The organism is Pseudomonas synxantha BG33R, from assembly GCF_000263715.2.
GTDB lineage: Bacteria > Pseudomonadota > Gammaproteobacteria > Pseudomonadales > Pseudomonadaceae > Aquipseudomonas > Aquipseudomonas synxantha_A.
In genome coordinates this window covers 592,006-613,328 of sequence record NZ_CM001514.1, presented here as the reverse complement: position 1 = coordinate 613,328, position 21,323 = coordinate 592,006, and the positions used below count along the sequence as shown (strand labels likewise).

The window sequence follows — 21,323 nt, the reverse complement described above, 5'->3', positions numbered from 1 at the left end:
AAACGCCCCGAATGATTCGGGGCGTTTTGGTTTCTGCTGTAGAGAGATAAGTTACGAGGCCGGCGCAGGCACCGTAGGATCCTTCACCCCGCCATCATCAAACAGGTTCAGCTTCTGCCGCAACTCATGGGCCGGCAGTGGTTCCTGCTCAGGCGGCAGTGCGTTGGGGTCGGCCGGCACTTCGCCTGGCGCACCATCGCCCTGAGTCGGTACCGGTGGCGGTGGCTGGTCGCCTTCAATCGCACGCTGGGCTTTTTTGGTCAGCACCACGATATCGATACGTCGGTTGACCGGGTTGAACGGGTCTTTGGGATCAAATAACTGCGATGAGGCAAAGCCCACCACCCGTGCCACTTGCGGGTCCGGATAGCTGCCGGCCACCAGCGCACGGCGGGCGGCGTTGGCGCGGTTGGCCGAGAGTTCCCAGTTGCCGAAGTCGCCCTGGCCCGCGTAGGGCTTGGCGTCGGTATGGCCGCTGATGCTGATCTTGTTCGGCACCGCCTTGATGGTGTCGGCCATGGCCAAAAGGATGTCTTCAAAGTACGGCTTCAAGCGCGCACTGCCGGAGTCGAACATCGGCCGGTTGGCAGCGTCCGTGATCTGGATGCGCAGCCCTTCGGGCGTGATCTCGAACGAAATCTGATCCTTGAATTTCAGCAGTTGCGGGTTTTCCTCAACCTTGGTCTGCAACTCCTGCAGCAACAGTTCCAGGCGTTCCTGCTCGACCTGCTCGGCCATGGTCTCAACCGTATCGCGCTCAATCGGGATTTTTTCCTGGGGCGATTCGGTCTGCACTTCCGGGTTGATGGTGCGCTCAGGCGCCAACTGCGGTGAGCCGCCCAGGTCGATGACAAACGGCGTGCCGCTTTCCGAAAAGCCAATCGGGTCTTTGAAGTAACCGGCGATGGCGATCTTCTGTTCTGGCGTGGCGGTGGACATCAGCCACAGCACCAGGAAGAACGCCATCATCGCCGTGGCAAAGTCGGCGAATGCGATTTTCCAGGCACCACCATGGTGCCCCGCAGCGAAGCGCTTGACGCGCTTGATGATGATCGGCTGGTTGTTTTCCATGGCTTAGCGACCGCGAACCGCTTGTTCCAGCTCGGAGAAACTTGGGCGATGCTTGGGGTACAGCACCTTGCGCCCGAACTCCACGGCCAGCGATGGCGGCATCCCCGATGCCGAAGCCACCAGGCACGCCTTGATCGCTTCGTAGAGGTTGACCTCTTCCTTGGCATCGTGGGCCAGGGAAGTAGCGAGCGGGCCGAAGAAGCCATAGGCCGCGAGAATACCGAAGAAGGTACCCACCAGCGCCGCACCCACGTGCATGCCGATGGCCGCTTGATCGCCCTCGCCCAAGGACGCCATGGTCACCACGATACCCAGCACCGCCGCGACAATACCGAAACCGGGCATGCCATCGGCGATGCCGGTCACGGCATGGGAAGGATGCTCCAGCTCTTCCTTGAGGCTGAACAACTCCATGTCGAACAGGCCTTCCAGCTCATGGGGAGCCATGTTGCCGGAGGACATGATGCGCAGGTAGTCACAGATATACGCGGTCATGCGCTCATCTTTGAGCACGGCCGGGTACTTGGCGAAAATCGGGCTGGCGGCGGCGTCTTCGATGTCGCCTTCGATCGCCATCATGCCTTCGCGGCGGCTCTTGTTGAGGATCTCGTAGATCAGCCCCAGCACTTCCAGATAGAAGGTGTGGGAAAAACGCGAACTGAACATGCCCAGCGATTTCTTGATCACGTGCATGGTCATGTAGCCGGGGTTGGCCTGCAAGAATGCGCCAAACGCGGCGCCGCCGATGATCAGCACTTCGAAAGGTTGGATCAGTGCGGCGATTTTACCGTGGGAGAGGACGTACCCTCCGAGCACACTTGCGATGACGACAATGATGCCGATAATTTTAGCCATAGGAGATGGGTACTTGCGCCGTCGGGTTCATGGACATAGTGGGTGCAGCAGAAAACTCTTGTTCTACTTATCGGCAAAACTGCGCCAGACTATAGCCCGTTAAGGCGAAAAGCCAATTCGGCCCGTTCCGGGTGTGTTGAACACAAGTGATGATCGCGCCCCAATCATGGCAATCGAAACGACAGTCCCAACGAACCGCCCCACCACCCTCGCCGCTTGGATCAAGCGCCTTGACGACGTGCTGCTGCCCGTTCCCCAGGCCAACCATGAGCGCGTGTGCAAAGCCATCCGCGACAGCCGCAGTTCATTGCGAGACATTGCCGAGCTGATGCAAAACAGCCCGGCCCTGGTGCTGAGCGTGATGCGCGAGGCCAACAGCCAAGCCCATGGGAGCCTGGCCGAGCCCGCCGAAAACCTCGAAGTAGCGCTTAACCGCCTCGGCCTCAAACGTGCCGAGGAGTTGCTGGCACGCCTACCTTCGGTGCCGGCCGGAGACATTCCAGTCGCATTGCGCCAACTGCTGCTGGTCAGCCAGCACGCGTCCCAGCAAGCCAACGGCTTGTTCGGCAGTCGCCTGGCGCGGCTATGGCAGGACATCCACTGGGGCAGCCTGCTGTTTCTGTCGCCACTGTGGCCGATGGCTGTCGCCTACCCCAAGCTTTTGGAGGAATGGGAGCTGCGGGTGATTCACAAGGGCCAGTCGGCGCGCCAGGTCGAGCAGGAACTGTTCGGTGTGCGCTTACTGGACCTGTGCCGGGGCCTGACCGAAGCCTGGCACCTGCCGATCTGGGTTTCGCAGGGCTACAAGCTGCTGCTGACCGAGCAACGCCTGCTGGTCAAGGCGCTGCATATTGCCCGCGAAGACGACGCCTTGCGCCACCAGCAATTGCTCGACGCCGAACCCAACCTGCGCCGCTGGCTGAACCAACCAGCCAATACCGTGTTGCTGGCCAACGGCCTGGCGATGTCCGCCCAGGAATCCTGGACCTGCCCGCACACCGAACGCTGGCAATACCTCACCGCGCTATACCTGCAAGTGCCCTTGAGTGATGTGCAACAACAGGCGCACCAGCAGGCAGTCACGAGCGCCCGCACCACCTTGATGCCCGACCTCTGGCACCCGGCGCTGTCGCTGATCTGGCCGTGGCATGTGCAAAAAGTCCATCGCGGCTTGTTGCCCGCGCCGCCGCCCACGGCTGAAGCCCTGGCCGTATGGCGCACGCGTTGCACCGATTTGCTGGTGGAGCCGAGCCGCTTTGCCAACGCCATGCACCTGACCACCTGTGCCAAGGAAGCCCTGGTGGCCAGTGGCATGCAGCGGGTACTGATATTCATGGTAGATCGCGCCTTGAGCACCTTGCGCGTGCATCAGGCCGACGGCTTGCCCAGGGACGCCGCGCACCTGAGCCTGGATGTGGTCAACAGCACATTGCTGCAACGCCTGCTGGAAAAGTCCGCTCAGGTGCGTCTGACCCCCGACAACCATGCGCAGTTTTCCGCCCTGCTGCCGCCTATCCTGCGTCGCCTGTTTACGGGCGAGCACTTGCTGCTGCGTTCGCTGAGCTGCAATGGCCGCGTGGTGATGCTGGTAGTGGCGGACCAAGGCGGCGGGCCGTTCTCGGAAACCACCGTGCAGGCGTTCGGCAAAACCGCCCAATGCATCGAAAAAGCCCTGCACAGCTTTACCAACCGCAGCGCCTGATGCTTGCGCTACAATCGCCGTCTTTAATCGCCAACATTTGTGCCCAGGAGACCTCACATGCCTGACTTCTCTGGCTTGCCGCTGGTGATCGAATCCAGTGACCTGCTCGCTCAACTGGATGCCGAGCACTTGATTCTGGTGGACCTCACCAGTGCCGCCCGCTACGCCGAAGGGCATATCCCCGGCGCGCATTTTGTTGACCCCAAGCGCACCCAACTTGGCCAGCCGCCGGCACCCGGCTTGCTGCCGAGCAAGGCCGACCTGGAAAAACTGTTCGGCGAACTGGGCCACACCCCGGACGCGACCTACGTGGTCTATGACGACGAAGGCGGCGGCTGGGCCGGACGTTTTATCTGGATGCTCGACGTGATCGGTCACCAGAAATATCACTACCTCGACGGCGGCCTGCTGGCATGGCTGGAGGAAAAGTACCCACTCTCCACCGAAGTGCCTGCGCCGGCAGGCGGCCCCGTCAGCCTCACGTTGCACGATGGGCCCACGGCTACCCGTGAGTATCTGCAAAGCCGTCTCGGCGCGGCCGACCTGGGCGTCTGGGATGCCCGCGGCCCGCTGGAATATTCCGGCGAAAAAGTGCTCGCCGCCAAGGGGGGCCATATTCCCGGCGCGGTGAATTTCGAATGGACCGCCGGCATGGACAAGGCGCGCAACCTGCGCATCCGCCGCGACATGCCACAGGTTCTCGAAGAGCTCGGGCTGACCCGCGATAAAGAAATCATTACCCACTGCCAGACTCACCACCGCTCTGGCTTCACCTATCTGGTGGCCAAGGCGCTCGGTTATCCACGAGTCAAAGGCTATGCCGGTTCCTGGGGCGAATGGGGCAACCACCCCGACACCCCCGTTGAGATTTAAGGTTTAAGGACAGTTATGAAAAAGCAGTTGTTTATCCTCAGCCAGTACTTGCTGCCACACCACTTGCTCTCGCGCCTGGCCGGCTGCATTGCCGAGTGCCGCGTGCGCTGGTTCAAGAACGCCTTCACCGCCTGGTTCGCCAAGCGCTACCAGGTGGACATGTCCCAGGCCCTGGTTGAAGACCTGACCGCGTACGAGCACTTCAACGCGTTCTTTACTCGAGCCCTGAAAGACGGCGCCCGCCCGCTCGACCAGACTCCCGGTGCCGTGCTGAGCCCGGCCGATGGCGCAGTCAGCCAGCTAGGCCCGATCGAACATGGCCGTGTGTTCCAGGCCAAGGGCCACAGCTTCAGCGTGCTGGAATTGCTCGGTGGCGACGCGGCGCTGGCTGCACCGTTCATGGGCGGCGATTTTGCGACTATTTACCTGTCACCCAAAGACTACCACCGGGTGCACATGCCACTGGCCGGCACCTTGCGTGAGATGGTCTACGTGCCAGGTCGAATTTTCTCGGTCAACCAGACCACCGCCGAAAACGTGCCGGAGCTGTTTGCGCGCAACGAGCGGGTTGTATGCCTGTTTGACACCGAGCGCGGCCCGATGGCCGTGGTGTTGGTGGGTGCGATGATCGTCGCGTCGATTGAGACGGTGTGGGCCGGGTTGGTAACGCCGCCCAAGCGCGAGCTGAAAACCTTCCGCTACGACGAAGCCGCACGTGCGCCGATTCATTTGGAAAAAGGTGCGGAGCTGGGCCGTTTCAAGCTGGGCTCGACCGCCATCGTGCTGTTCGGGCCGGATCAGGTGAAGTGGGCTGAAGAACTGGCAGCGGGTACGCCAGTGCAAATGGGCCAGGGTATTGCCGCAGCTAAAGCCTGATATTGCTGGTGACATCCAATGTGGGAGCCGGGCTTGCCCGGCTCCCACATTTTTGACTGTATTTCTACAGTGAGATCGGCTTATAACTGACCGTCGCGGTCGCGCAAGCCCAGCAGATACAACACGCCATCGAGCCCCAGCGTTGAAATCGCCTGTTTGGCCGACTGTTTGACCAACGGCTTGGCGCGAAACGCCACACCCAATCCTGCAATCGCCAGCATCGGCAAGTCATTGGCGCCGTCGCCGACCGCAATGGTCTGCTCCAGACGCAAGCCTTCCTTGTGCGCCAACTCCTTGAGCAGGTCGGCCTTGCGCTGCGCATCCACAATCGGCTCGACCGCCACGCCGGTCACTTTGCCATCCACCACTTCCAGCTCGTTGGCGAACACGTAGTCAATGCCCAACTTGGCCTGCAACTGCTTGGCAAAGTAGGTGAAGCCGCCGGACAGAATGGCGGTCTTGTAGCCCAGGCGCTTGAGTTCGGCGAACAGGGTTTCGGCGCCTTCCGTCAGGCGCAGCGATGCGCCGATGGAGTCCAGCACGCTCACGTCCAGGCCCTTGAGCAACGCCAGGCGCTCCTTGAAGCTGGCACGGAAATCCAGCTCACCGGCCATCGCCCGCTCGGTAATCTCGCTGACTTGCTCGCCGACTCCCGCTGCCTTGGCCAGTTCGTCGATGACTTCGGCTTCGATCAGGGTGGAGTCCATGTCGAACACCGCCAAACGACGGTTGCGACGGAACAGCGAATCTTCCTGGAAGGCGATGTCGACATTCAACTCCTGGGCCACGCTCAGGAATTCGGCCCGCAGCGCTTGCGCGTCAGCCGGTTCACCGCGTACAGAAAACTCGATGCAGCCCTTGCCTTTGTCGGCCGGGGTGTCCAAGGGCATACGACCCGACAGACGGTCGATATGGTCGATATTCAACCCGTAGTGGGCCGTGATCGAGCTGACACGCTGCAATTGTTCAGCCGTTACCTTGCGAGTAAGCAACGTCACGATATGACGTTTTTTGCCCTGGCCTTCCACCCAGTGCTGGTAACCGGCTTCGGACACGGGGGTGAAACGCACCTGTTGATCCAGCTTATAGGCCGTAAACAGGATGTCCTTGAGTACCGACGAAGCCTGTTCGGTGCTGGGGATCTCCACCAGGATGCCGAACGACAAGGTGTCGTGGATCACCGCCTGACCGATGTCGAGGATGTTCACACCACCCTGGGCCAGGACGCCGGTAATGGCTGCGGTGAGACCCGGTCGGTCTTCACCCGTGATGTTGATCAGGACAATTTCGCGCAAAGCGCACCCCCAGGCTGGAAAAAAACCGCATTCTACCCACTTTCAGTGACCATCGGGCACAGCCAGTGCTTTGCCGGTCATGGGCCTGTCGCTATACTGCGCGTCAACTTCACGGACCAAGAGCCGAGCGCAAGTGAACCGGCCCACGCCAGTAAAAACCGATAACTTCTTCCTGCTGATCTTCCGGGCACTGCGCCACCGCCGTGTACCGATCGCATTACGCATCGCCAGCCATAACGTGATCCTGGTCGCCTTGGCCCTGGTGATCTACGCCTGCGTGATGGGTTTGCAGTTCAAGCAGGCCATGCATGAGCAAGCCGACGCCCTGGGTGCGAGCCTGACGACCCAGACAGCCACCTCGGCGACTGAGTTGCTGGTGTCCAACGACATCCTCAGCCTCAACGTGCTGCTCAACAACCTGACCAAGAACCCGCTGGTGGCTCACGCCGCCATTTATAGCGTGGACAACCGGATCATGGCCGAAGCCGGGCAGCGCCCGAAGAACGGCTTGCTGGGTGAAGCCGAGGGCCTCTACCAGAGCAACATCACCTTTCAGGATGTGAAAGCCGGCCAACTGCGTATCAGCCTCGACATGCAGCAGTTCCAGCAGCCGATGACCATCAGCCTGCAAAGCATGGGTATCTTGAGCGCGATCCTGCTGGCTCTGGCCCTGGCCTTGAGCCTGCGTCTGGGGCGGCATATCTCCACACCGCTGATGCAACTGCGTATCTGGCTGCGGGATATCGACGAACACACCCCGGCCACTGATCGCCAGGATGAAATCGGCGACCTCGCGCGCCAGCTCCATACCAGCTTCGCTCCGGAGCCGAAAGCGCCTGAAATCGAACCGGAACCCGAATACGACGATACCGACGACTACAGCGATGAGCCTGAGTTTGAAGTACGCGACCTGCGCGACCCGGGCTTTGACGAAAGCGCTCCGGTGGCCGGCCTCAAGCCTGCACCGCGCCATGTGGTCAAGGCCGAGGAAGACGAACTCGACGAGGAAGACCCCTTCGCCGACCTGCGCGATACCTCGGCCGTGGCCCCGGCCGCTGCGACAAAACCCGTTGCGGTGGTCAGGAACACCGAGCCGCAGCACAGTGCAGTACTCGCCGTGCAACTGGGCTCCCAGGAGCAGCTGCGCCGCCTGCCTCGTGCCCGGCTGACCGAACTGCTCGAACGCTACCGCGACTGTCTCGACCAGGCCGCCTCGCTGTACCAGAGCGAGCTGCACACGTTGAACGATGGCAGCACCCTGATGCTGTTCCACAGCGAAGACAGCGGCGAAGACTACCTGACCAATGCAATCTGCTGCGGCGAATTGCTGCGCGCTCTGGGCCATGCCCTGCAGATCGAAGTGGCCGACAGCGGCATTACCCTGCAATTGCAGCTTGGCTTGACCGTGGGTGATGACCTGTTTGGCATGAGCCAGATCGACCTGCTGCTCACCGAAATCGCCCAGGATGCCCTGGCCCTGTCCCAACACAGCCGCAACCTGCTGCTGGTGGAACGCAAGATCAGTGAAGACACGCTGATCCGCCAACGCGCACGTATCCGTCCGATTGCCAGCCCTGAAGGGGCCAGTTGCGTAGAGCGGTTGATGGAACCGTACCCGTCGATGCTCGAGCGCCAGCTGGCGCGGATGCATGAGACCCGCAAGCCCTGAGGCACATACACTGTACGACCCATGTGGGAGCGGGCTTGCCCGCGATTGCGGAATATCAGTCGATCCACCGATAGCTGAACCACCGCTATCGCGGGCAAGCCCGCTCCCACATTTGGATTGTGGTGCAGCTTAAATCGCAACCCAACAAAAAGGCCCGCTTACTCAGCGGGCCTTTTGTTTGTGCGCCATTCAGATCAGAACCTGAACACTTCCAAGTCCGTACGAATCGGCGTAGCCATCGGCATCTTCGGCTTTTCCGGGGCTGCCGGTTTGGCCTGGGCCGGGGCCTGTTTACGCGGCTGCACCTCGGCAATCGGCGGCTGGTTCGCCAATGGCTTGAGCGCCACCGACAACTGCTGCGCCAAGTGCTGCAACAGCACACCCTGGGCCTGGACCTGAGAAGCGGTGGTGCCGGTATGTTCTTCCTGCAGGTGCACGATGCGGTTATCCCGTACTTGCCCGCGACGGTCGATCAGGCGCCACTGTGCATCCAGAATCGCCGGTTGCGATTTGCCGGAGTCGAGCCGCGTAATCGTCAGCAGCACCTGCACATCCGGAGTGAATCCCGATGGCCCTGGTGCCAGGACCACACGCTGGCTATCCAACTGCCCTGCAACCTGACGCAACATCAGTTGATTGATATCGGACGACAAGCTGCCCGCCCAACGACCATCAGTGGAACCTTGCAGGCTGCCGTCGTTCTGACGTTGCAGCAGGGTTTCGCGTTGCAGGTAATCGGCAACGACTACCGGACCGAGCAATACCGCCATGCCAGCCGTTTGGGCTGGCTGAGCCGGGCTACCGCTGTCCAGCTGGTACAGCGACACCGGTTGGTGCGTGCTGCAACCCGCCAGCCCCAAAAGGCCAGCGAGCATCAAAAATAGAGGAAGGCGTGGAGCAGTCATCATCCCATCCAAGTGGCTGCCACAAGGCGAACCACAATGTAATACTAAAAATAACCTGAACACGCTCGGCCACGCCGGCGCTGGAAAGGCCATATCATCCGTGAATATGCGCCATGACTCCAGCGCGAAAGCGTCGATCTACGCGTTAAATCGTAGATCGAGGCCTCTAGTACAGCTTAAACCGGCGTTTCCACCAGCAAGGCGTCCACTCGCTGGAAGCCGCGAGGCAGTTTATTACCACGCCGCCCGCGTTCGCCCTTGTAGTGTTCAAGGTCGTCTGGGCGCAATGACAACGTGCGCTTGCCGGCCTGGAGCACCAGGGTAGAGCCTTCCGGGACCACGGCGATGTCGGTCACGTACTCTTCGCGACTGGCCACCCGGTCACCGGGAATCCCGATAATCTTGTTGCCCTTGCCTTTGCCCAGTTGCGGCAAATCACTGATTTTGAACACCAGCAAACGCCCTTCGGTGGTCACCGAAGCCAACCAGTTGCTTTCACGATCATCCACCGGCCTTGGCAGGATCACCTTGGCGTTGTTCGGCAGGCTCAGCAGCGCCTTGCCCGCCTTGTTCTTGGCCTGCAGGTCTTCGCCCTTGACCACGAAACCGTAACCGGCGTCGGAGGCGATGACGTACAGCGAATCATCGTCCGGCAGCAGCACGCACTCGAAATTCGCCCCAGGTGGCGGCGTGAGGCGTCCGGTCAACGGCTCGCCCTGCCCCCGTGCAGACGGCAGGGTATGGGCCGGCACCGAATAACTGCGCCCGGTCGAGTCGATAAACACCGCGAACTGATTGGAGCGCCCGGCGGCGGCGGTCTTGAAGCCATCACCGGCTTTGTACGAAAGGCCGGTGGCGTCAATATCATGCCCTTTGGCGGAACGAACCCAACCCTTTTCCGACAAAACGACGGTAATTTTCTCGTTAGGCAACAACTCGGTTTCTGTCAGAGCCTTGGCTTCAGCACGCTCGACGATCGGCGAACGACGGTCGTCGCCATAGGTTTCGGCGTCTTTGATCAGCTCGCTGCGTACCAACTTCTTGAGCTTGGCTTCGCTGCCCAGCAGCGCTTGCAGCTTGGCTTGTTCCTTGAGCAACGCGTCTTGCTCGTCACGCAGCTTCATTTCTTCCAGGCGTGCCAATTGGCGCAAGCGCGTGTCGAGGATGTAGTCAGCCTGGATTTCGCTCAGTTCGAAACGCGCGATCAACTCGGCTTTCGGGTGCTCGGCGGTACGGATGATATGGATCACTTCATCCAGGTTGAGGTAGGCAATCAGCAAGCCGTCCAACAGGTGCAGGCGGCGCTCGACCTTGTCGAGGCGAAACTGCAGGCGGCGGCGCACGGTCTGTACGCGAAATTCCAGCCACTCCACCAGCAGGTTGCGCAGGTTCTTCAACTGCGGCTTGCCATCCAGGCCGATGATGTTGACGTTGACCCGGTAGCTCGACTCCAGGTCAGTGCTGGCGAACAGATGCTGCATCAGCACTTCATGATCGACCCGGCTGTTGGTCGGGATGATCACGATACGGCACGGGTTCTCGTGGTCGGACTCGTCACGCAGGTCGGCAACCTGGGGCAGTTTCGACGGCTTGGCCTGCATCAACGCGGCAATCTGCTCCAGCACCTTGGCACCGGACACCTGGTGCGGCAGCGCGGTGACAATAATGTCGCCGTCTTCGATATGGTACACGGCGCGCATACGCACCGAGCCCTTGCCGGCTTCGTACATCTTCAGCAAGTCCGCGCGCGGCGTGATGATTTCCGCTTCGGTCGGGTAATCCGGGCCTTGAATATGTTCACACAACTGCTCGACCGTGGCCTTGGGCTCGTCCAGCAGGCGCACGCAGGCAGTGGCGACTTCGCGCAGGTTATGCGGCGGCACGTCGGTGGCCATGCCAACGGCGATACCGGTGGTGCCATTGAGCAGGATATTCGGCAAACGTGCTGGCAATACCAGGGGCTCGTCGAGGGTGCCGTCAAAGTTCGGCCCCCAGTTCGCCGTGCCCTGGCCCAGCTCGCTGAGCAGCACTTCGGAATAGCGCGACAGCCGCGCTTCGGTGTATCGCATGGCGGCGAAGGACTTGGGATCATCCGGCGCACCCCAGTTGCCCTGCCCGTCCACCAGCGTATAGCGATAGCTGAATGGCTGGGCCATCAGCACCATGGCTTCATAACACGCCGAGTCGCCGTGGGGGTGGAACTTACCGAGTACGTCACCGACGGTACGCGCCGACTTCTTGTGCTTGGAATCAGCGTCCAGGCCCAGCTCACTCATGGCGTAGATGATGCGCCGTTGCACGGGCTTGAGGCCGTCGCCGATATGCGGCAGGGCACGGTCCATGATCACGTACATGGAGTAGTTGAGGTAGGCATTTTCGGTGAAGTCAGCCAGCGACCGGCGTTCTACGCCATCTAAGCTGTCTGCGAGGATGTCACTCATGCGGGCCTCATCATTGTTGGGTAACGCGCAGCGGAACTGCCGCTGCGCCGGGTCAATTGAAAAAACGGCTGGCTCATGGCTGCGCGCTCCAGCCACCGGCAGGGGCGGCGAAACGATAGACCACGGGGCGTTTTTCACCATCGGCGCGGGGGCCGAAATTGTTGTCTATACCGATCCATGCCCCGTCAGCGTCCAACAGCAGGGCTTCGGCCAGGCCGTAAGGCTGTGGATAACGCCGCTGCGGCGTCAGGGTCTCTTCAGCAAACGACCAACACAGCTCAACCTTGGCCGTGACTGTGTCGCGTCGGCAAATCTGGAACGCATTGCGCTCCAGGGTAAACAGCTTGCCATTGAACAGCGCCAGGTCGGCAAAGTCATTGGACACTGCCTTGGCGTTGGTAAACTGCGCCGGTTGCACTTCCTGCCCGGCCTCGCTCAACAACACGCACCGGCCATCGCAATCCCACACGCTCTGCCCGAGCTTGATCGAGATCAGGCCGCGACGCTCACGCTCGGCGGCCAGCCAGATCTGGTTGCCTTCAGGGTTCACCGCCAGGCCCTCGAACAAGGCATTGAAGTGCAGCAACATGCCACTGGCCCGCGCCTCACGCACCATGCCCGGGGCGATTTTCAACCACTCGGGCGCGCCCGTCGCAGGTACCTGCAGCACTGCAGCATGGGCTTCGCTGACAATGTAGCGGTTACCTGCGGCATCACAACTGATGCCCTCGAAATCCAGGTCACCACCGCGAATGAACGACGCGGCCTTGGTGCGTGAACGCAGCCCCCAGGGCAAACCCGACTCGGGCACGGGCGGCACGTCAATCTTCAGAGCTTGCGCGCTCCAGGTCGGTGCGCGGGTATCCAGGCGGTAGATCTGATCATCATCGCGGTCGGAAACCGTCCACAGTTCTGCGCCACACAACGCCAGGCCCGACAGGTTACCGCCGCGCATGCCGTCCACCGGGTGCTCGGATACCAGTTGCAGCTCTGCCACGCCGGCGGCAACCACGTGGGGAGTTGCCAGTGCGCTCAACATCAGCATCGCCAGGGCGAAGCCTGTGCGCATCAGCCCAGAACCTCGGCCAGGTTGCCCTTGGATTCCAGCCAGGCTTTGCGATCCGGCGCACGCTTCTTCGCCAGCAGCATGTCCATCATTTCCGAGGTGCCGGCGAAGTCTTCCAGGGTCAATTGCACCAGGCGCCGGGTATTGGGGTCCATGGTGGTTTCGCGCAACTGCGGCGGGTTCATTTCACCCAGGCCCTTGAATCGCGTGACCTGTGGCTTGCCGCGTTTTTTCTCGGCCACCAGCCGATCGAGGATGCCATCGCGCTCGGCTTCGTCCAGGGCGTAGAAAATCTCCTTGCCCAAATCGATGCGGTACAGCGGCGGCATGGCGACGTAGACGTGACCGGCATCCACCAATGGGCGGAAATGCTGCACGAACAACGCGCACAACAACGTAGCAATGTGCAGGCCGTCGGAGTCGGCGTCGGCGAGGATGCAGATCTTGCCGTAGCGCAGCTGGCTCATGTCCGCCGCGCCAGGGTCGACACCGATAGCGACAGCGATATTGTGCACTTCCTGGCTGGCGAGCACTTCGCTGCCGTCGACTTCCCAGGTGTTGAGGATCTTGCCGCGCAACGGCAGGATCGCCTGGAACTCTTTGTCCCGCGCTTGTTTGGCGGAACCGCCGGCAGAGTCACCTTCCACCAGGAACAGCTCGGAACGCATCGGGTCCTGCCCGGCGCAGTCGGCCAGTTTGCCGGGCAATGCCGGGCCCTGGGTGATGCGCTTGCGCTCGACTTTCTTGCTGGCCTTCAGGCGACGACCGGCGTTGTTGATCGCCAGCTCCGCCAGGGCCAGGCCCAGTTCCGGGTGCTCGTTGAGCCACAGGCTGAAGGCATCCTTGACCACACCGGAGACAAATGCCGCCGCCTCACGGGACGACAGGCGCTCTTTGGTCTGGCCGGAGAATTGCGGCTCCTGCATCTTCATCGACAGCACGAACGCGATGCGCTCCCACACGTCTTCCGGCGCCAGCTTCACGCCGCGCGGCAACAGGCTGCGGTATTCGCAGAATTCGCGCATGGCATCCAGCAAGCCCTGGCGCAAACCGTTGACGTGGGTGCCGCCCTGGGCGGTGGGGATCAGGTTGACGTAGCTTTCCTGCACACTGTCGCCACCTTCGGGCAACCACAGCAACGCCCAGTCGACGGCTTCCTTATTACCGGCCAGGCTGCCGCAGAACGGCTCGTTGGGCAGGCGTTCGAAGTCGCTGACGGAGTCTTCCAGGTAGGAGCGCAGGCCATCTTCGTAATGCCATTCGACCTTCTCGCCGGTGCCTTTGTCTTCAAAGCTGACCAGCAGGCCGGGGCACAATACGGCCTTGGCCTTGAGCACATGCTTGAGGCGGCTGATGGAGAATTTCGGCGAATCGAAGTATTTCGGGTCCGGGGCGAAGTACACGCTGGTGCCGGTGTTGCGCTTGCCAACGGTGCCAACCACTTCCAGGTCGGTGGCTTTATAGCCATCGGCGAAGGTCATCTGGTACTCGTTGCCGTCGCGCTTGACCTTGACCCGCACTTGCGTCGACAGGGCGTTGACCACCGAAATACCCACGCCGTGCAAACCACCGGAGAACTGGTAGTTCTTGTTGGAGAACTTGCCGCCGGCGTGCAGTTTGGTGAGGATCAGCTCGACGCCCGACACGCCCTCTTCCGGGTGAATGTCCACCGGCATGCCGCGACCATCGTCGGACACTTCAAGGGAGTGATCGGCATGGAGGATGACTTGTACCGACTTCGCGTGCCCGGCCAAGGCTTCGTCGACGCTGTTGTCGATGACTTCCTGGGCAAGGTGGTTCGGCCGGCTGGTGTCGGTGTACATGCCGGGGCGTTTGCGCACCGGGTCGAGGCCCGAGAGGACTTCGATGGCGTCGGCGTTATAAGAGCTAGCGCTGGGAGTGGCCATGGGGTCTCGTCGTGAGTCGTTCGATTAAAAAGTGACCTGCGATTTTTTACAGTGACGAAAAATCGAAGGATTGATACTGATCTGCGCCAATGCCGGCAAAACTCAACAAGGCCGGCAATTGCTCGGCGAACCCTTGGTAACCATGGTCGCCACCGGCCTGGATGCGCAAGGCACAGGCTCGGTAATACGCTTGGGCGAGGCGATAATCCAGGGTTTCGTCCCCGGTCTGCAACCACACCTGATACCGCCCTGCATCCTGCGGCGCCGGTACTTCCAGCTCGGCCAGCGGTGCGACGTGATCATGGGTCAACTCCCAGGTCTCATCGGTGTAGAGGTTCTTCTGGGTGCCCAGGTAACCGTCGAACATCCGATGGGGGCTGACCGCCGGGTTGACCAGCAGCGCCTTCAGGCCATGGCGTTCGGCAAGATGGGTTGCATAGTAGCCGCCGAGTGAGCTGCCGACCAGCAGCGGCCGTCCCAGTTGGTCAATGGCCTGCTCCAATTGCAGAATCGCCTGACGCGGGTGGTGATGCAGGGCCGGCACACGCAAACGGTCGGACAGGCCAAGCTTGCCCATTACGGTGATCAACTGGCTGGCCTTGTTGGAGGCTGGCGCACTGTTGAAGCCGTGGATATACAGGATCGAAGCGGACATGCCGGGCTCTCCGTGCTTGGGCCAAAGAGGCGCAGTTTACAGGGATCGAGGCCATGTGTGAGTACACACTCTCTCTGACACCCACACAACCCTGTGGGAGGGGGCAAGCCCCCTCCCACATTCAGTAGCCGTTGCTGCCGTAGTCGACGGTAAACGCGAAGTCCCGAAGCCGCTCTACCCCCGTCTCCAACCGCCCGTCGGCATACAGGCGCAGCCAGCGATACCCCGGCGCTTGCTCGCTGACCTGGAAACCCTCGCTGCCCGGCGCGAACTGGATGCAGGTGGACGGTGAGGCCAGCAACCGCACGCCGTTGCGCTCGCGGTCGATTTCCTGATGCACATGCCCCCAGAGCAGCGCCTTGACCTGCGGGAAGCGGTCAAGCACGGCAAACAGCGCCTCGGGATTGCGCAGGCCGATCGGCTCCATCCACGCACAGCCGATGGACACTGGATGATGGTGCAAGCACACAAGGTGATGGCGGCTCGGCGCTTCACTCAGGGCCTGGGCAAGCAATTGCAGTTGCGAATCCTGCAGGTAACCGGGCACCGAACCCGGTACCGCGGAGTCCAGCAGGGTTATGCGCCAGTTGCCCACGTCCACCACGGGTTCGAGCAAGTCGCTTTGCACAGCGGCCTCGGCCATGACCTGCGGCTCGTCATGATTACCCGGGATCCAGCGCGCCGGCGCACCGATGGGCGCGGTCATGTCCCGAAATAGCTGGTACGACGCCAGTGTGCCGTCCTGGGACAAGTCGCCCGTCGCCAGCACCAGGTCAATACACGGCTGTTGCTCGTGCACCAGGTCGATTACGCGTTGCAGGCTTGCACGGGTGTTCATGCCCAGCAGCGTGCCGTCCGCTTCGGCAAACAGATGGCTGTCGGACAATTGCACCAACAACGCAGCATCAGGGTTCATGGTGGGTACGCGAGGCAAGGCGCTCTCCCTGGCAATCACAGGCATGGATAATTTGACGATTATGCTAGGGCAGGACTCAAAGAGGAAACCTGAGAAACAGGCTCAATTCACATCTAGCGCACAACTTCGAACTCATGGCCCAGGGCCAGGCAGTGGCTCAGCCATTCACCGAGGAACACATTGAGCTGTGCTTTCTCATCGGGTTGGTGCATGAACACATTCGGGTAAGGATAGATGCTGCGAAAGCGTCGCGCATGTTCGGCGCTGATCACTTCGGCCATACGCGCGTCGTGGTACACCTGCACTTCAAGTTGCGGCACCGGCAGCCAGGGCAGGCTGTGTTCCTGGCGTACGCGCAGGGTGGTGGTGTACGGGCAATTGACGATAACTTCCAGGGTCAGCACACCAAGCATCTGGTCGCCATGGGTCACGGCGATACGCCGCGCCTCAGGAGTGTGGCGCATGTCGGGAAGCAGGCGCATCAGCCGCGCATAATTGGCCTCGCAGGCGGCTTGCAGCCCGATCAGGTCAACTCGATAACGTTCCCGTGCCTTTACTGCCATAGCCCCCTCACTTCCGCGCGGTTAAGCGCAAGCCATTGCAGGGCGATGATGCTGGCTGCATTGGAAATTTTGCCGTCGCGCACCGCTTGCAGAGCGTCTTCGAATGCCCAGACGGTGACGCGGATATCTTCTGCCTCTTCTTCCAATCCATGGATGCCGCCAGCGCCCGCGCTGTCGCAACGGCCCAGGTACAAGTGGACAAATTCGGTACTGCCGCCGGGCGACGGGAAGTACTTGGTGATCGGCCACAGCGCGGAGAACGTCAACCCAGCTTCCTCCTCGGCCTCGCGGTGTGCAACCTCCTCCGGTTGCTCATCCTTGTCAATCAGGCCGGCGACCATCTCCACCAACCACGGGTTGTCGGCGCGGCCCATGGCGCCGACGCGAAACTGTTCGATCAGCACCACCTCGTCACGTTGCGGGTCGTAGGGCAGCACGCACACGGCGTCATGGCGAACGAAGACTTCGCGGCTGATCACGCGGCTCATGCCACCGTCGAATTTCTCGTGGCGCAGTTGCACGCGATCGAGCTTGTAGAAGCCCTGGTAGCTATTGTCGCGCTGAACGATCTCGATCTTGTTCGGCGTGGACTTCGCGGTGTCCGTCATGTGTTTCCTCTCTTTGACACGGAGTGTGCTTGTGCAATTGGCGCCATCCTAACGCGCCGTTGCCCGGTGATGCAGCCCCTTTCCGGTTGCCGGGACCGACGGCGGACGTCAAACTCTCCCCCCATCAGTCTAGTGGCGAACTGACTGCCTTGTTGGCAGTCCAAGCGCTACTCTTTTCGCTTTCCATCGATTTACGAAGGACACACATGTCGCTTTTAAAAATCGCCTCCATGGCCTGTATTGCCTTGACCCTGGGTGCTTGCCAGAGCCTGTTCCAACCCGGCCAGCTCAAGCCGCTGGACGTCACGACCGACAAGTCGGAACAGATCAAGCCTGGCTGTGATAGCCCGGACTGCCCACTGGTGAACATCGATACCGTGCACTTCCCCGCTGACCCGCAACTCGACAGCCTGGTGGAACAGCGCCTGCTGCAGATGACCCGCACTACGCCCGGCGCCAGTGTGCCTGCGACGCTCAATGCCTATCGAGACAAGTTCCTGCGCGAATCCGCGGACCGCCACAGCATGTATCTGCAAGCCAAGGTACGTGAGCAACATGACGCCCTGGTGATCGTTGAAGTGTCCAGCTACCTCGACACCGGCGTCGCTCATGGTGAGCCGGGCCGTGGTTTCATCAACTATTCGCGCCTGCTGCACAAGGAGTTGAGCCTGGCTGACATGTTGCTGCCGGGCCAGGAGCAGGCATTCTGGAACACTGCGAAAGTTGCGCATAACAGTTGGTTGATCAACACCAAGATGGACCGCGATCCGGAGTTCCTGAAGAACTGGCCGTTCCAGAAAACCCCGAACGTGGCCTTGACCAGTGGTGGCGTAGTACTCAAGTACAACGTTGCCACCATCGCCCCTTACGCACAGGGGCTGATCGAAATTACCATCCCCTATACGCGCCTCACGGGTGTGATCAAGCCTGAACTGATGCCTGCTCGCCACTAACGGCCCGGCCCCGAATCGCCTGCAACAGCCCTGCCAGCAGCAATGCCGGCAGGGTCGCACCGACCACGCCGAACAGCGGCGCAAACACTGAGCCGATCAGCAGCAGGAAGTTCTGGTACTGCGCCAAGGGTGCAAAACAGGCAATCAAGGTACAGACCAGGCCAATGGCCAACGCCAGGTGCTCGACCTTCATACGCAACAGCATCCCACTGGACACCGCCGCCGAGTGAATATCGGCAAAGGCGTTTTCCGACTCATCGAGCAGAATCAACAGCAGCGGAATGCCGAGCCCGGCGCCCGCCAGTGCCAGCAGCCAAATCCCCCATTTGCGCAGGATTTGCCGTACAAACGTCAGCGGGCCACTGACCGCCAGCAAGGTCGCCAGACCACCGAAGAACAGCGTCCACAGCACGGGACTCGCCAGCAGGCTGCCCTCGCTGAACGCTCGTGTGCCGAGCAGGCTGGCGGCATCAGACGCGTTTGTCAGTAGGCTCCGCGATGTCCGGGGAATAGGTGCTGGGTTGATTGCTCAAGGGTGTGATCTCTAAGGGGCACTTGTTGTTTGGGAGATCGCTATCGCGGGCAAGCCCGCTCCCACAGGGGACCGGCTGTGGACACAAAAACTGTGTACAACTCGATCAACTGTGGGAGCCGGGCTTGCCCGCGATGACGGCCGTGCAGGCACCGCCGACTCGGGATCAGACCTTCTGGTACAGCTGACTGCCTTCGCGCTTGAACCGCTCCGCCTGCTCGGCCAACCCCTTGGCCACGTCCACATCCACCGCTTCAATACGCTGGTTGGCCGCATACTCACGCACTTCGTGAGTCACCTTCATCGAACAGAATTTCGGCCCGCACATGGAGCAGAAATGCGCCACCTTGGCCGACTCCTTCGGCAGCGTTTCGTCGTGAAACGCCCGTGCGGTGTCCGGGTCCAGGCCGAGATTGAACTGGTCTTCCCAACGGAATTCGAAGCGCGCCTTGCTCAAGGCGTTATCGCGAATCTGCGCACCCGGATGGCCCTTGGCAAGGTCTGCGGCGTGTGCGGCGATCTTGTAGGTGATGATCCCGGTCTTCACATCATCCTTGTTCGGCAAACCCAGGTGTTCCTTGGGCGTGACGTAGCAGAGCATGGCGCATCCGAACCAGCCGATCATCGCCGCGCCAATACCTGAAGTGATGTGATCGTAGCCCGGCGCGATGTCGGTGGTCAGCGGGCCGAGGGTGTAGAACGGCGCCTCGTCGCAGCACTCCAGTTGCTTGTCCATGTTCTCCTTGATCAACTGCATCGGCACATGGCCGGGGCCTTCGATCATGGTTTGCACGTCGTGCTTCCAGGCGATCTTGGTCAACTCGCCCAGGGTTTCCAGCTCGCCGAATTGCGCAGCGTCGTTGGCATCGGCCACCGAACCCGGGCGCAGGCCGTCCCCCAGGGAGAAGCTGACGTCATAGGCCTTCATGATTTCGCAGATTTCTTCGAAATGCGTGTAGGCGAAGTTTTCCTTGTGGTGGGCCAGGCACCACTTGGCCATGATCGCGCCGCCACGGCTGACAATGCCGGTCACGCGGTTGGCAGTCAGCGGTACGTAACGCAGCAACACGCCGGCGTGGATGGTGAAATAGTCCACACCCTGCTCGGCTTGCTCGATCAGGGTGTCGCGGAACAACTCCCAGGTCAGGTCTTCGGCCACGCCGTCGACTTTTTCCAGGGCCTGGTAGATCGGCACGGTGCCAATTGGTACGGGCGAGTTACGGATGATCCATTCGCGGGTTTCGTGAATATGTTTGCCGGTGGACAAGTCCATGATGTTGTCCGAACCCCAGCGGATACCCCAGGTCATTTTCGCCACTTCTTCTTCAATGGACGAACCCAAGGCGCTGTTGCCGATATTGCCGTTGATCTTCACCAGGAAGTTACGGCCGATGATCATCGGTTCCAGCTCGGTGTGGTTGATGTTGGCCGGGATAATTGCGCGGCCGCGGGCGATTTCTTCGCGCACGAATTCAGGCGTGATGATTTTCGGAATGCTGGCACCAAAGCTGTGCCCGGCATGTTGTTGCTTGAGCAGGCCGGCTGCACGGGCTTCTTCGAGCTTCATGTTTTCGCGGATGGCCACGTATTCCATCTCGGGCGTAATGATGCCTTTTCGTGCGTAGTGCATCTGGCTGACGTTGGCCCCGGCCTTTGCCCGACGCGGGTTTTGCAGGTGGGCAAAGCGCAGGTAGGCCAGGTCCGGGTTATCCAGGCGTTCCTGGCCGTATTTGGAACTCAGGCAGGACAACCGCTCGGTATCGCCACGCTCTTCGATCCACGGCGAGCGCACATCAGCCAGGCCTTTGCGCACATCGATGATGACGTTGGGGTCGGTATAGGGGCCGGAGGTGTCGTAGACCACCACAGGGGCGTTGATTTCGCCGCCAAACTCGGTGGGGGTCACATCCAGGCTGATTTCCCGCATCGGTACGCGGATGTCGGGGCGCGAGCCCTGCACGTAGATTTTCTGCGAGCGGGTAAACGGCTGCACGGAGCCGGAGTCGACCTTGGCCGATTCACTCAGGTGCACAGTATTTTTTGGTTTTGTACTTTTTATCTCAGTGCTCATCACGGGCTCTCCAACTGATCCAGGCGGTGGATTTTTGTCGGAGCGAACCTGTGACGGATGGACGCACTGGAACCAGTGCTGTGCTTGGCGCACGAGGGCTGTTCGATTGTCGAACAACATCCCGGACGAAGCACAAGAGGACTCGCCGGGTGACGAGAAATCTTGTTCCCTACGCAGGCGCTAACCTGATCAGGTTCAACGGGATCCGGTATTTACCGATCTCAGCCTTCCAACAAGGCACCCCGACAAGAACGCGGCCAGTCTAGACCATGGCGTGGGCAAATTGCCAATAGCGGTGCATTCAGCGTGATGAATGGCGTGATCGTGGGATTGTTGTGCGCAGGTCCGGCAACTACACTCGGGCA

General features: G+C 61.0%; 17 protein-coding genes, 1 pseudogene and 1 riboswitch. Of the genes and pseudogenes, 5 read left to right on the top strand and 13 right to left on the bottom strand.

Going from position 1 to position 21,323, the window contains the following annotated elements:
* Positions 1-51: 51 nt before the first annotated feature.
* Together motB and motA are read right to left on the bottom strand one after the other, a co-directional pair.
* Positions 52-1,071 (bottom strand): flagellar motor protein MotB, encoded by a 1,020-nt coding sequence (gene motB, locus PSEBG33_RS24240; protein WP_005784211.1) that lies wholly within the window; start codon positions 1,069-1,071, stop codon positions 52-54.
* Between the two features lie 3 nt (positions 1,072-1,074).
* Positions 1,075-1,926 carry a flagellar motor stator protein MotA gene (gene motA, locus PSEBG33_RS24245; RefSeq protein ID WP_005784209.1) on the bottom strand — a complete coding sequence of 284 codons (852 nt, stop codon included), beginning with the start codon at positions 1,924-1,926 and terminating at the stop codon, positions 1,075-1,077.
* A gap of 166 nt (positions 1,927-2,092) precedes the next feature.
* Between motA and PSEBG33_RS24250 the strand changes: the two genes are divergently transcribed.
* Genes PSEBG33_RS24250 through asd form a run of 3 tightly spaced genes read left to right on the top strand, consistent with a single transcriptional unit; the run spans position 2,093 to position 5,377 of the window.
* On the top strand, positions 2,093-3,628 hold the full coding sequence (locus PSEBG33_RS24250; RefSeq protein ID WP_005784206.1) for an HDOD domain-containing protein: 1,536 nt from the start codon (positions 2,093-2,095) through the stop codon (positions 3,626-3,628).
* Positions 3,629-3,685: 57 nt separating this feature from the next.
* On the top strand, positions 3,686-4,501 hold the full coding sequence (rhdA, locus tag PSEBG33_RS24255; protein ID WP_005784204.1) for a thiosulfate sulfurtransferase: 816 nt from the start codon (positions 3,686-3,688) through the stop codon (positions 4,499-4,501).
* Between the two features lie 15 nt (positions 4,502-4,516).
* Positions 4,517-5,377 carry an archaetidylserine decarboxylase gene (gene asd / locus PSEBG33_RS24260; protein ID WP_005784202.1) on the top strand — a complete coding sequence of 287 codons (861 nt, stop codon included), beginning with the start codon at positions 4,517-4,519 and terminating at the stop codon, positions 5,375-5,377.
* Positions 5,378-5,457: 80 nt separating this feature from the next.
* On the opposite strand, the gene serB is transcribed toward asd, so the two are convergent.
* Positions 5,458-6,672: a phosphoserine phosphatase SerB gene (serB, locus tag PSEBG33_RS24265; protein WP_005784200.1), complete on the bottom strand. Its 1,215-nt coding sequence runs from the start codon at positions 6,670-6,672 to the stop codon at positions 5,458-5,460.
* A 133-nt stretch (positions 6,673-6,805) separates the two neighbouring features.
* On the opposite strand from serB, the gene PSEBG33_RS24270 reads away from it, so the two are divergent.
* Complete coding sequence (locus PSEBG33_RS24270; protein ID WP_005784198.1) at positions 6,806-8,341, top strand: HAMP domain-containing protein; 1,536 nt, start codon at positions 6,806-6,808, stop codon at positions 8,339-8,341.
* A 194-nt stretch (positions 8,342-8,535) separates the two neighbouring features.
* On the opposite strand, the gene PSEBG33_RS24275 is transcribed toward PSEBG33_RS24270, so the two are convergent.
* The 8 genes from PSEBG33_RS24275 to PSEBG33_RS24310 all read right to left on the bottom strand — a co-directional run bounded on the left by PSEBG33_RS24275 (position 8,536) and on the right by PSEBG33_RS24310 (position 17,402).
* On the bottom strand, positions 8,536-9,249 hold the full coding sequence (locus PSEBG33_RS24275) for a PqiC family protein (protein WP_005784196.1): 714 nt from the start codon (positions 9,247-9,249) through the stop codon (positions 8,536-8,538).
* 173 nt (positions 9,250-9,422) lie between these two features.
* Positions 9,423-11,687: a DNA topoisomerase IV subunit A gene (gene parC, locus PSEBG33_RS24280; protein WP_005784194.1), complete on the bottom strand. Its 2,265-nt coding sequence runs from the start codon at positions 11,685-11,687 to the stop codon at positions 9,423-9,425.
* 73 nt (positions 11,688-11,760) lie between these two features.
* Positions 11,761-12,756 carry an esterase-like activity of phytase family protein gene (locus tag PSEBG33_RS24285; RefSeq protein WP_005784192.1) on the bottom strand — a complete coding sequence of 332 codons (996 nt, stop codon included), beginning with the start codon at positions 12,754-12,756 and terminating at the stop codon, positions 11,761-11,763.
* Positions 12,756-14,660, bottom strand: a complete 1,905-nt coding sequence (parE, locus tag PSEBG33_RS24290; RefSeq protein ID WP_005784190.1) for a DNA topoisomerase IV subunit B — start codon at positions 14,658-14,660, stop codon at positions 12,756-12,758. Before parE ends, PSEBG33_RS24285 begins: the two co-directional genes overlap by 1 nt.
* A gap of 46 nt (positions 14,661-14,706) precedes the next feature.
* Positions 14,707-15,315 (bottom strand): YqiA/YcfP family alpha/beta fold hydrolase, encoded by a 609-nt coding sequence (locus tag PSEBG33_RS24295; protein WP_005784188.1) that lies wholly within the window; start codon positions 15,313-15,315, stop codon positions 14,707-14,709.
* A 121-nt stretch (positions 15,316-15,436) separates the two neighbouring features.
* Positions 15,437-16,231, bottom strand: coding sequence for a 3',5'-cyclic-AMP phosphodiesterase (gene cpdA / locus PSEBG33_RS24300; protein WP_420066310.1), 795 nt, complete (start codon positions 16,229-16,231; stop codon positions 15,437-15,439).
* A gap of 113 nt (positions 16,232-16,344) precedes the next feature.
* Positions 16,345-16,794, bottom strand: coding sequence for a DUF1249 domain-containing protein (locus tag PSEBG33_RS24305; RefSeq protein ID WP_003209507.1), 450 nt, complete (start codon positions 16,792-16,794; stop codon positions 16,345-16,347).
* On the bottom strand, positions 16,785-17,402 hold the full coding sequence (locus PSEBG33_RS24310) for an NUDIX domain-containing protein (RefSeq protein ID WP_005784181.1): 618 nt from the start codon (positions 17,400-17,402) through the stop codon (positions 16,785-16,787). The genes PSEBG33_RS24305 and PSEBG33_RS24310 overlap by 10 nt, the downstream gene beginning before the upstream one ends.
* A 206-nt stretch (positions 17,403-17,608) precedes the next feature.
* Between PSEBG33_RS24310 and PSEBG33_RS24315 the strand changes: the two genes are divergently transcribed.
* Entirely contained in the window at positions 17,609-18,355 is a 747-nt protein-coding gene (locus PSEBG33_RS24315) for an RsiV family protein (protein WP_005784179.1), read from the top strand.
* Here PSEBG33_RS24315 and PSEBG33_RS24320 read toward each other — a convergent pair.
* Both PSEBG33_RS24320 and thiC read right to left on the bottom strand, forming a co-directional pair.
* Positions 18,324-18,827 (bottom strand): annotated as a pseudogene (locus tag PSEBG33_RS24320) (hypothetical protein); the annotation flags it as partial. The gene PSEBG33_RS24315 and the pseudogene PSEBG33_RS24320 sit on opposite strands and share 32 nt — an antisense overlap.
* A 226-nt stretch (positions 18,828-19,053) precedes the next feature.
* On the bottom strand, positions 19,054-20,958 hold the full coding sequence (thiC, locus tag PSEBG33_RS24325) for a phosphomethylpyrimidine synthase ThiC (protein ID WP_005784175.1): 1,905 nt from the start codon (positions 20,956-20,958) through the stop codon (positions 19,054-19,056).
* A gap of 149 nt (positions 20,959-21,107) precedes the next feature.
* Positions 21,108-21,213, bottom strand: a riboswitch (TPP riboswitch).
* Positions 21,214-21,323: the final 110 nt, after the last annotated feature.

What these genes read in the sequence shown, in the direction of transcription:
- motB (WP_005784211.1), bottom strand. Translation starts at nt 1,071, where the DNA reads ATGGAAAACAACCAGCCGATCATCATCAAGCGCGTCAAGCGCTTCGCT.
- motA (WP_005784209.1), bottom strand. Translation starts at nt 1,926, where the DNA reads ATGGCTAAAATTATCGGCATCATTGTCGTCATCGCAAGTGTGCTCGGA.
- PSEBG33_RS24250 (WP_005784206.1), top strand. Translation starts at nt 2,093, where the DNA reads ATGGCAATCGAAACGACAGTCCCAACGAACCGCCCCACCACCCTCGCC.
- rhdA (WP_005784204.1), top strand. Translation starts at nt 3,686, where the DNA reads ATGCCTGACTTCTCTGGCTTGCCGCTGGTGATCGAATCCAGTGACCTG.
- asd (WP_005784202.1), top strand. Translation starts at nt 4,517, where the DNA reads ATGAAAAAGCAGTTGTTTATCCTCAGCCAGTACTTGCTGCCACACCAC.
- PSEBG33_RS24275 (WP_005784196.1), bottom strand. Translation starts at nt 9,249, where the DNA reads ATGATGACTGCTCCACGCCTTCCTCTATTTTTGATGCTCGCTGGCCTT.
- parC (WP_005784194.1), bottom strand. Translation starts at nt 11,687, where the DNA reads ATGAGTGACATCCTCGCAGACAGCTTAGATGGCGTAGAACGCCGGTCG.
- PSEBG33_RS24285 (WP_005784192.1), bottom strand. Translation starts at nt 12,756, where the DNA reads ATGCGCACAGGCTTCGCCCTGGCGATGCTGATGTTGAGCGCACTGGCA.
- parE (WP_005784190.1), bottom strand. Translation starts at nt 14,660, where the DNA reads ATGGCCACTCCCAGCGCTAGCTCTTATAACGCCGACGCCATCGAAGTC.
- PSEBG33_RS24295 (WP_005784188.1), bottom strand. Translation starts at nt 15,315, where the DNA reads ATGTCCGCTTCGATCCTGTATATCCACGGCTTCAACAGTGCGCCAGCC.
- cpdA (WP_420066310.1), bottom strand. Translation starts at nt 16,231, where the DNA reads ATGAACCCTGATGCTGCGTTGTTGGTGCAATTGTCCGACAGCCATCTG.
- PSEBG33_RS24305 (WP_003209507.1), bottom strand. Translation starts at nt 16,794, where the DNA reads ATGGCAGTAAAGGCACGGGAACGTTATCGAGTTGACCTGATCGGGCTG.
- PSEBG33_RS24310 (WP_005784181.1), bottom strand. Translation starts at nt 17,402, where the DNA reads ATGACGGACACCGCGAAGTCCACGCCGAACAAGATCGAGATCGTTCAG.
- PSEBG33_RS24315 (WP_005784179.1), top strand. Translation starts at nt 17,609, where the DNA reads ATGTCGCTTTTAAAAATCGCCTCCATGGCCTGTATTGCCTTGACCCTG.
- thiC (WP_005784175.1), bottom strand. Translation starts at nt 20,958, where the DNA reads ATGAGCACTGAGATAAAAAGTACAAAACCAAAAAATACTGTGCACCTG.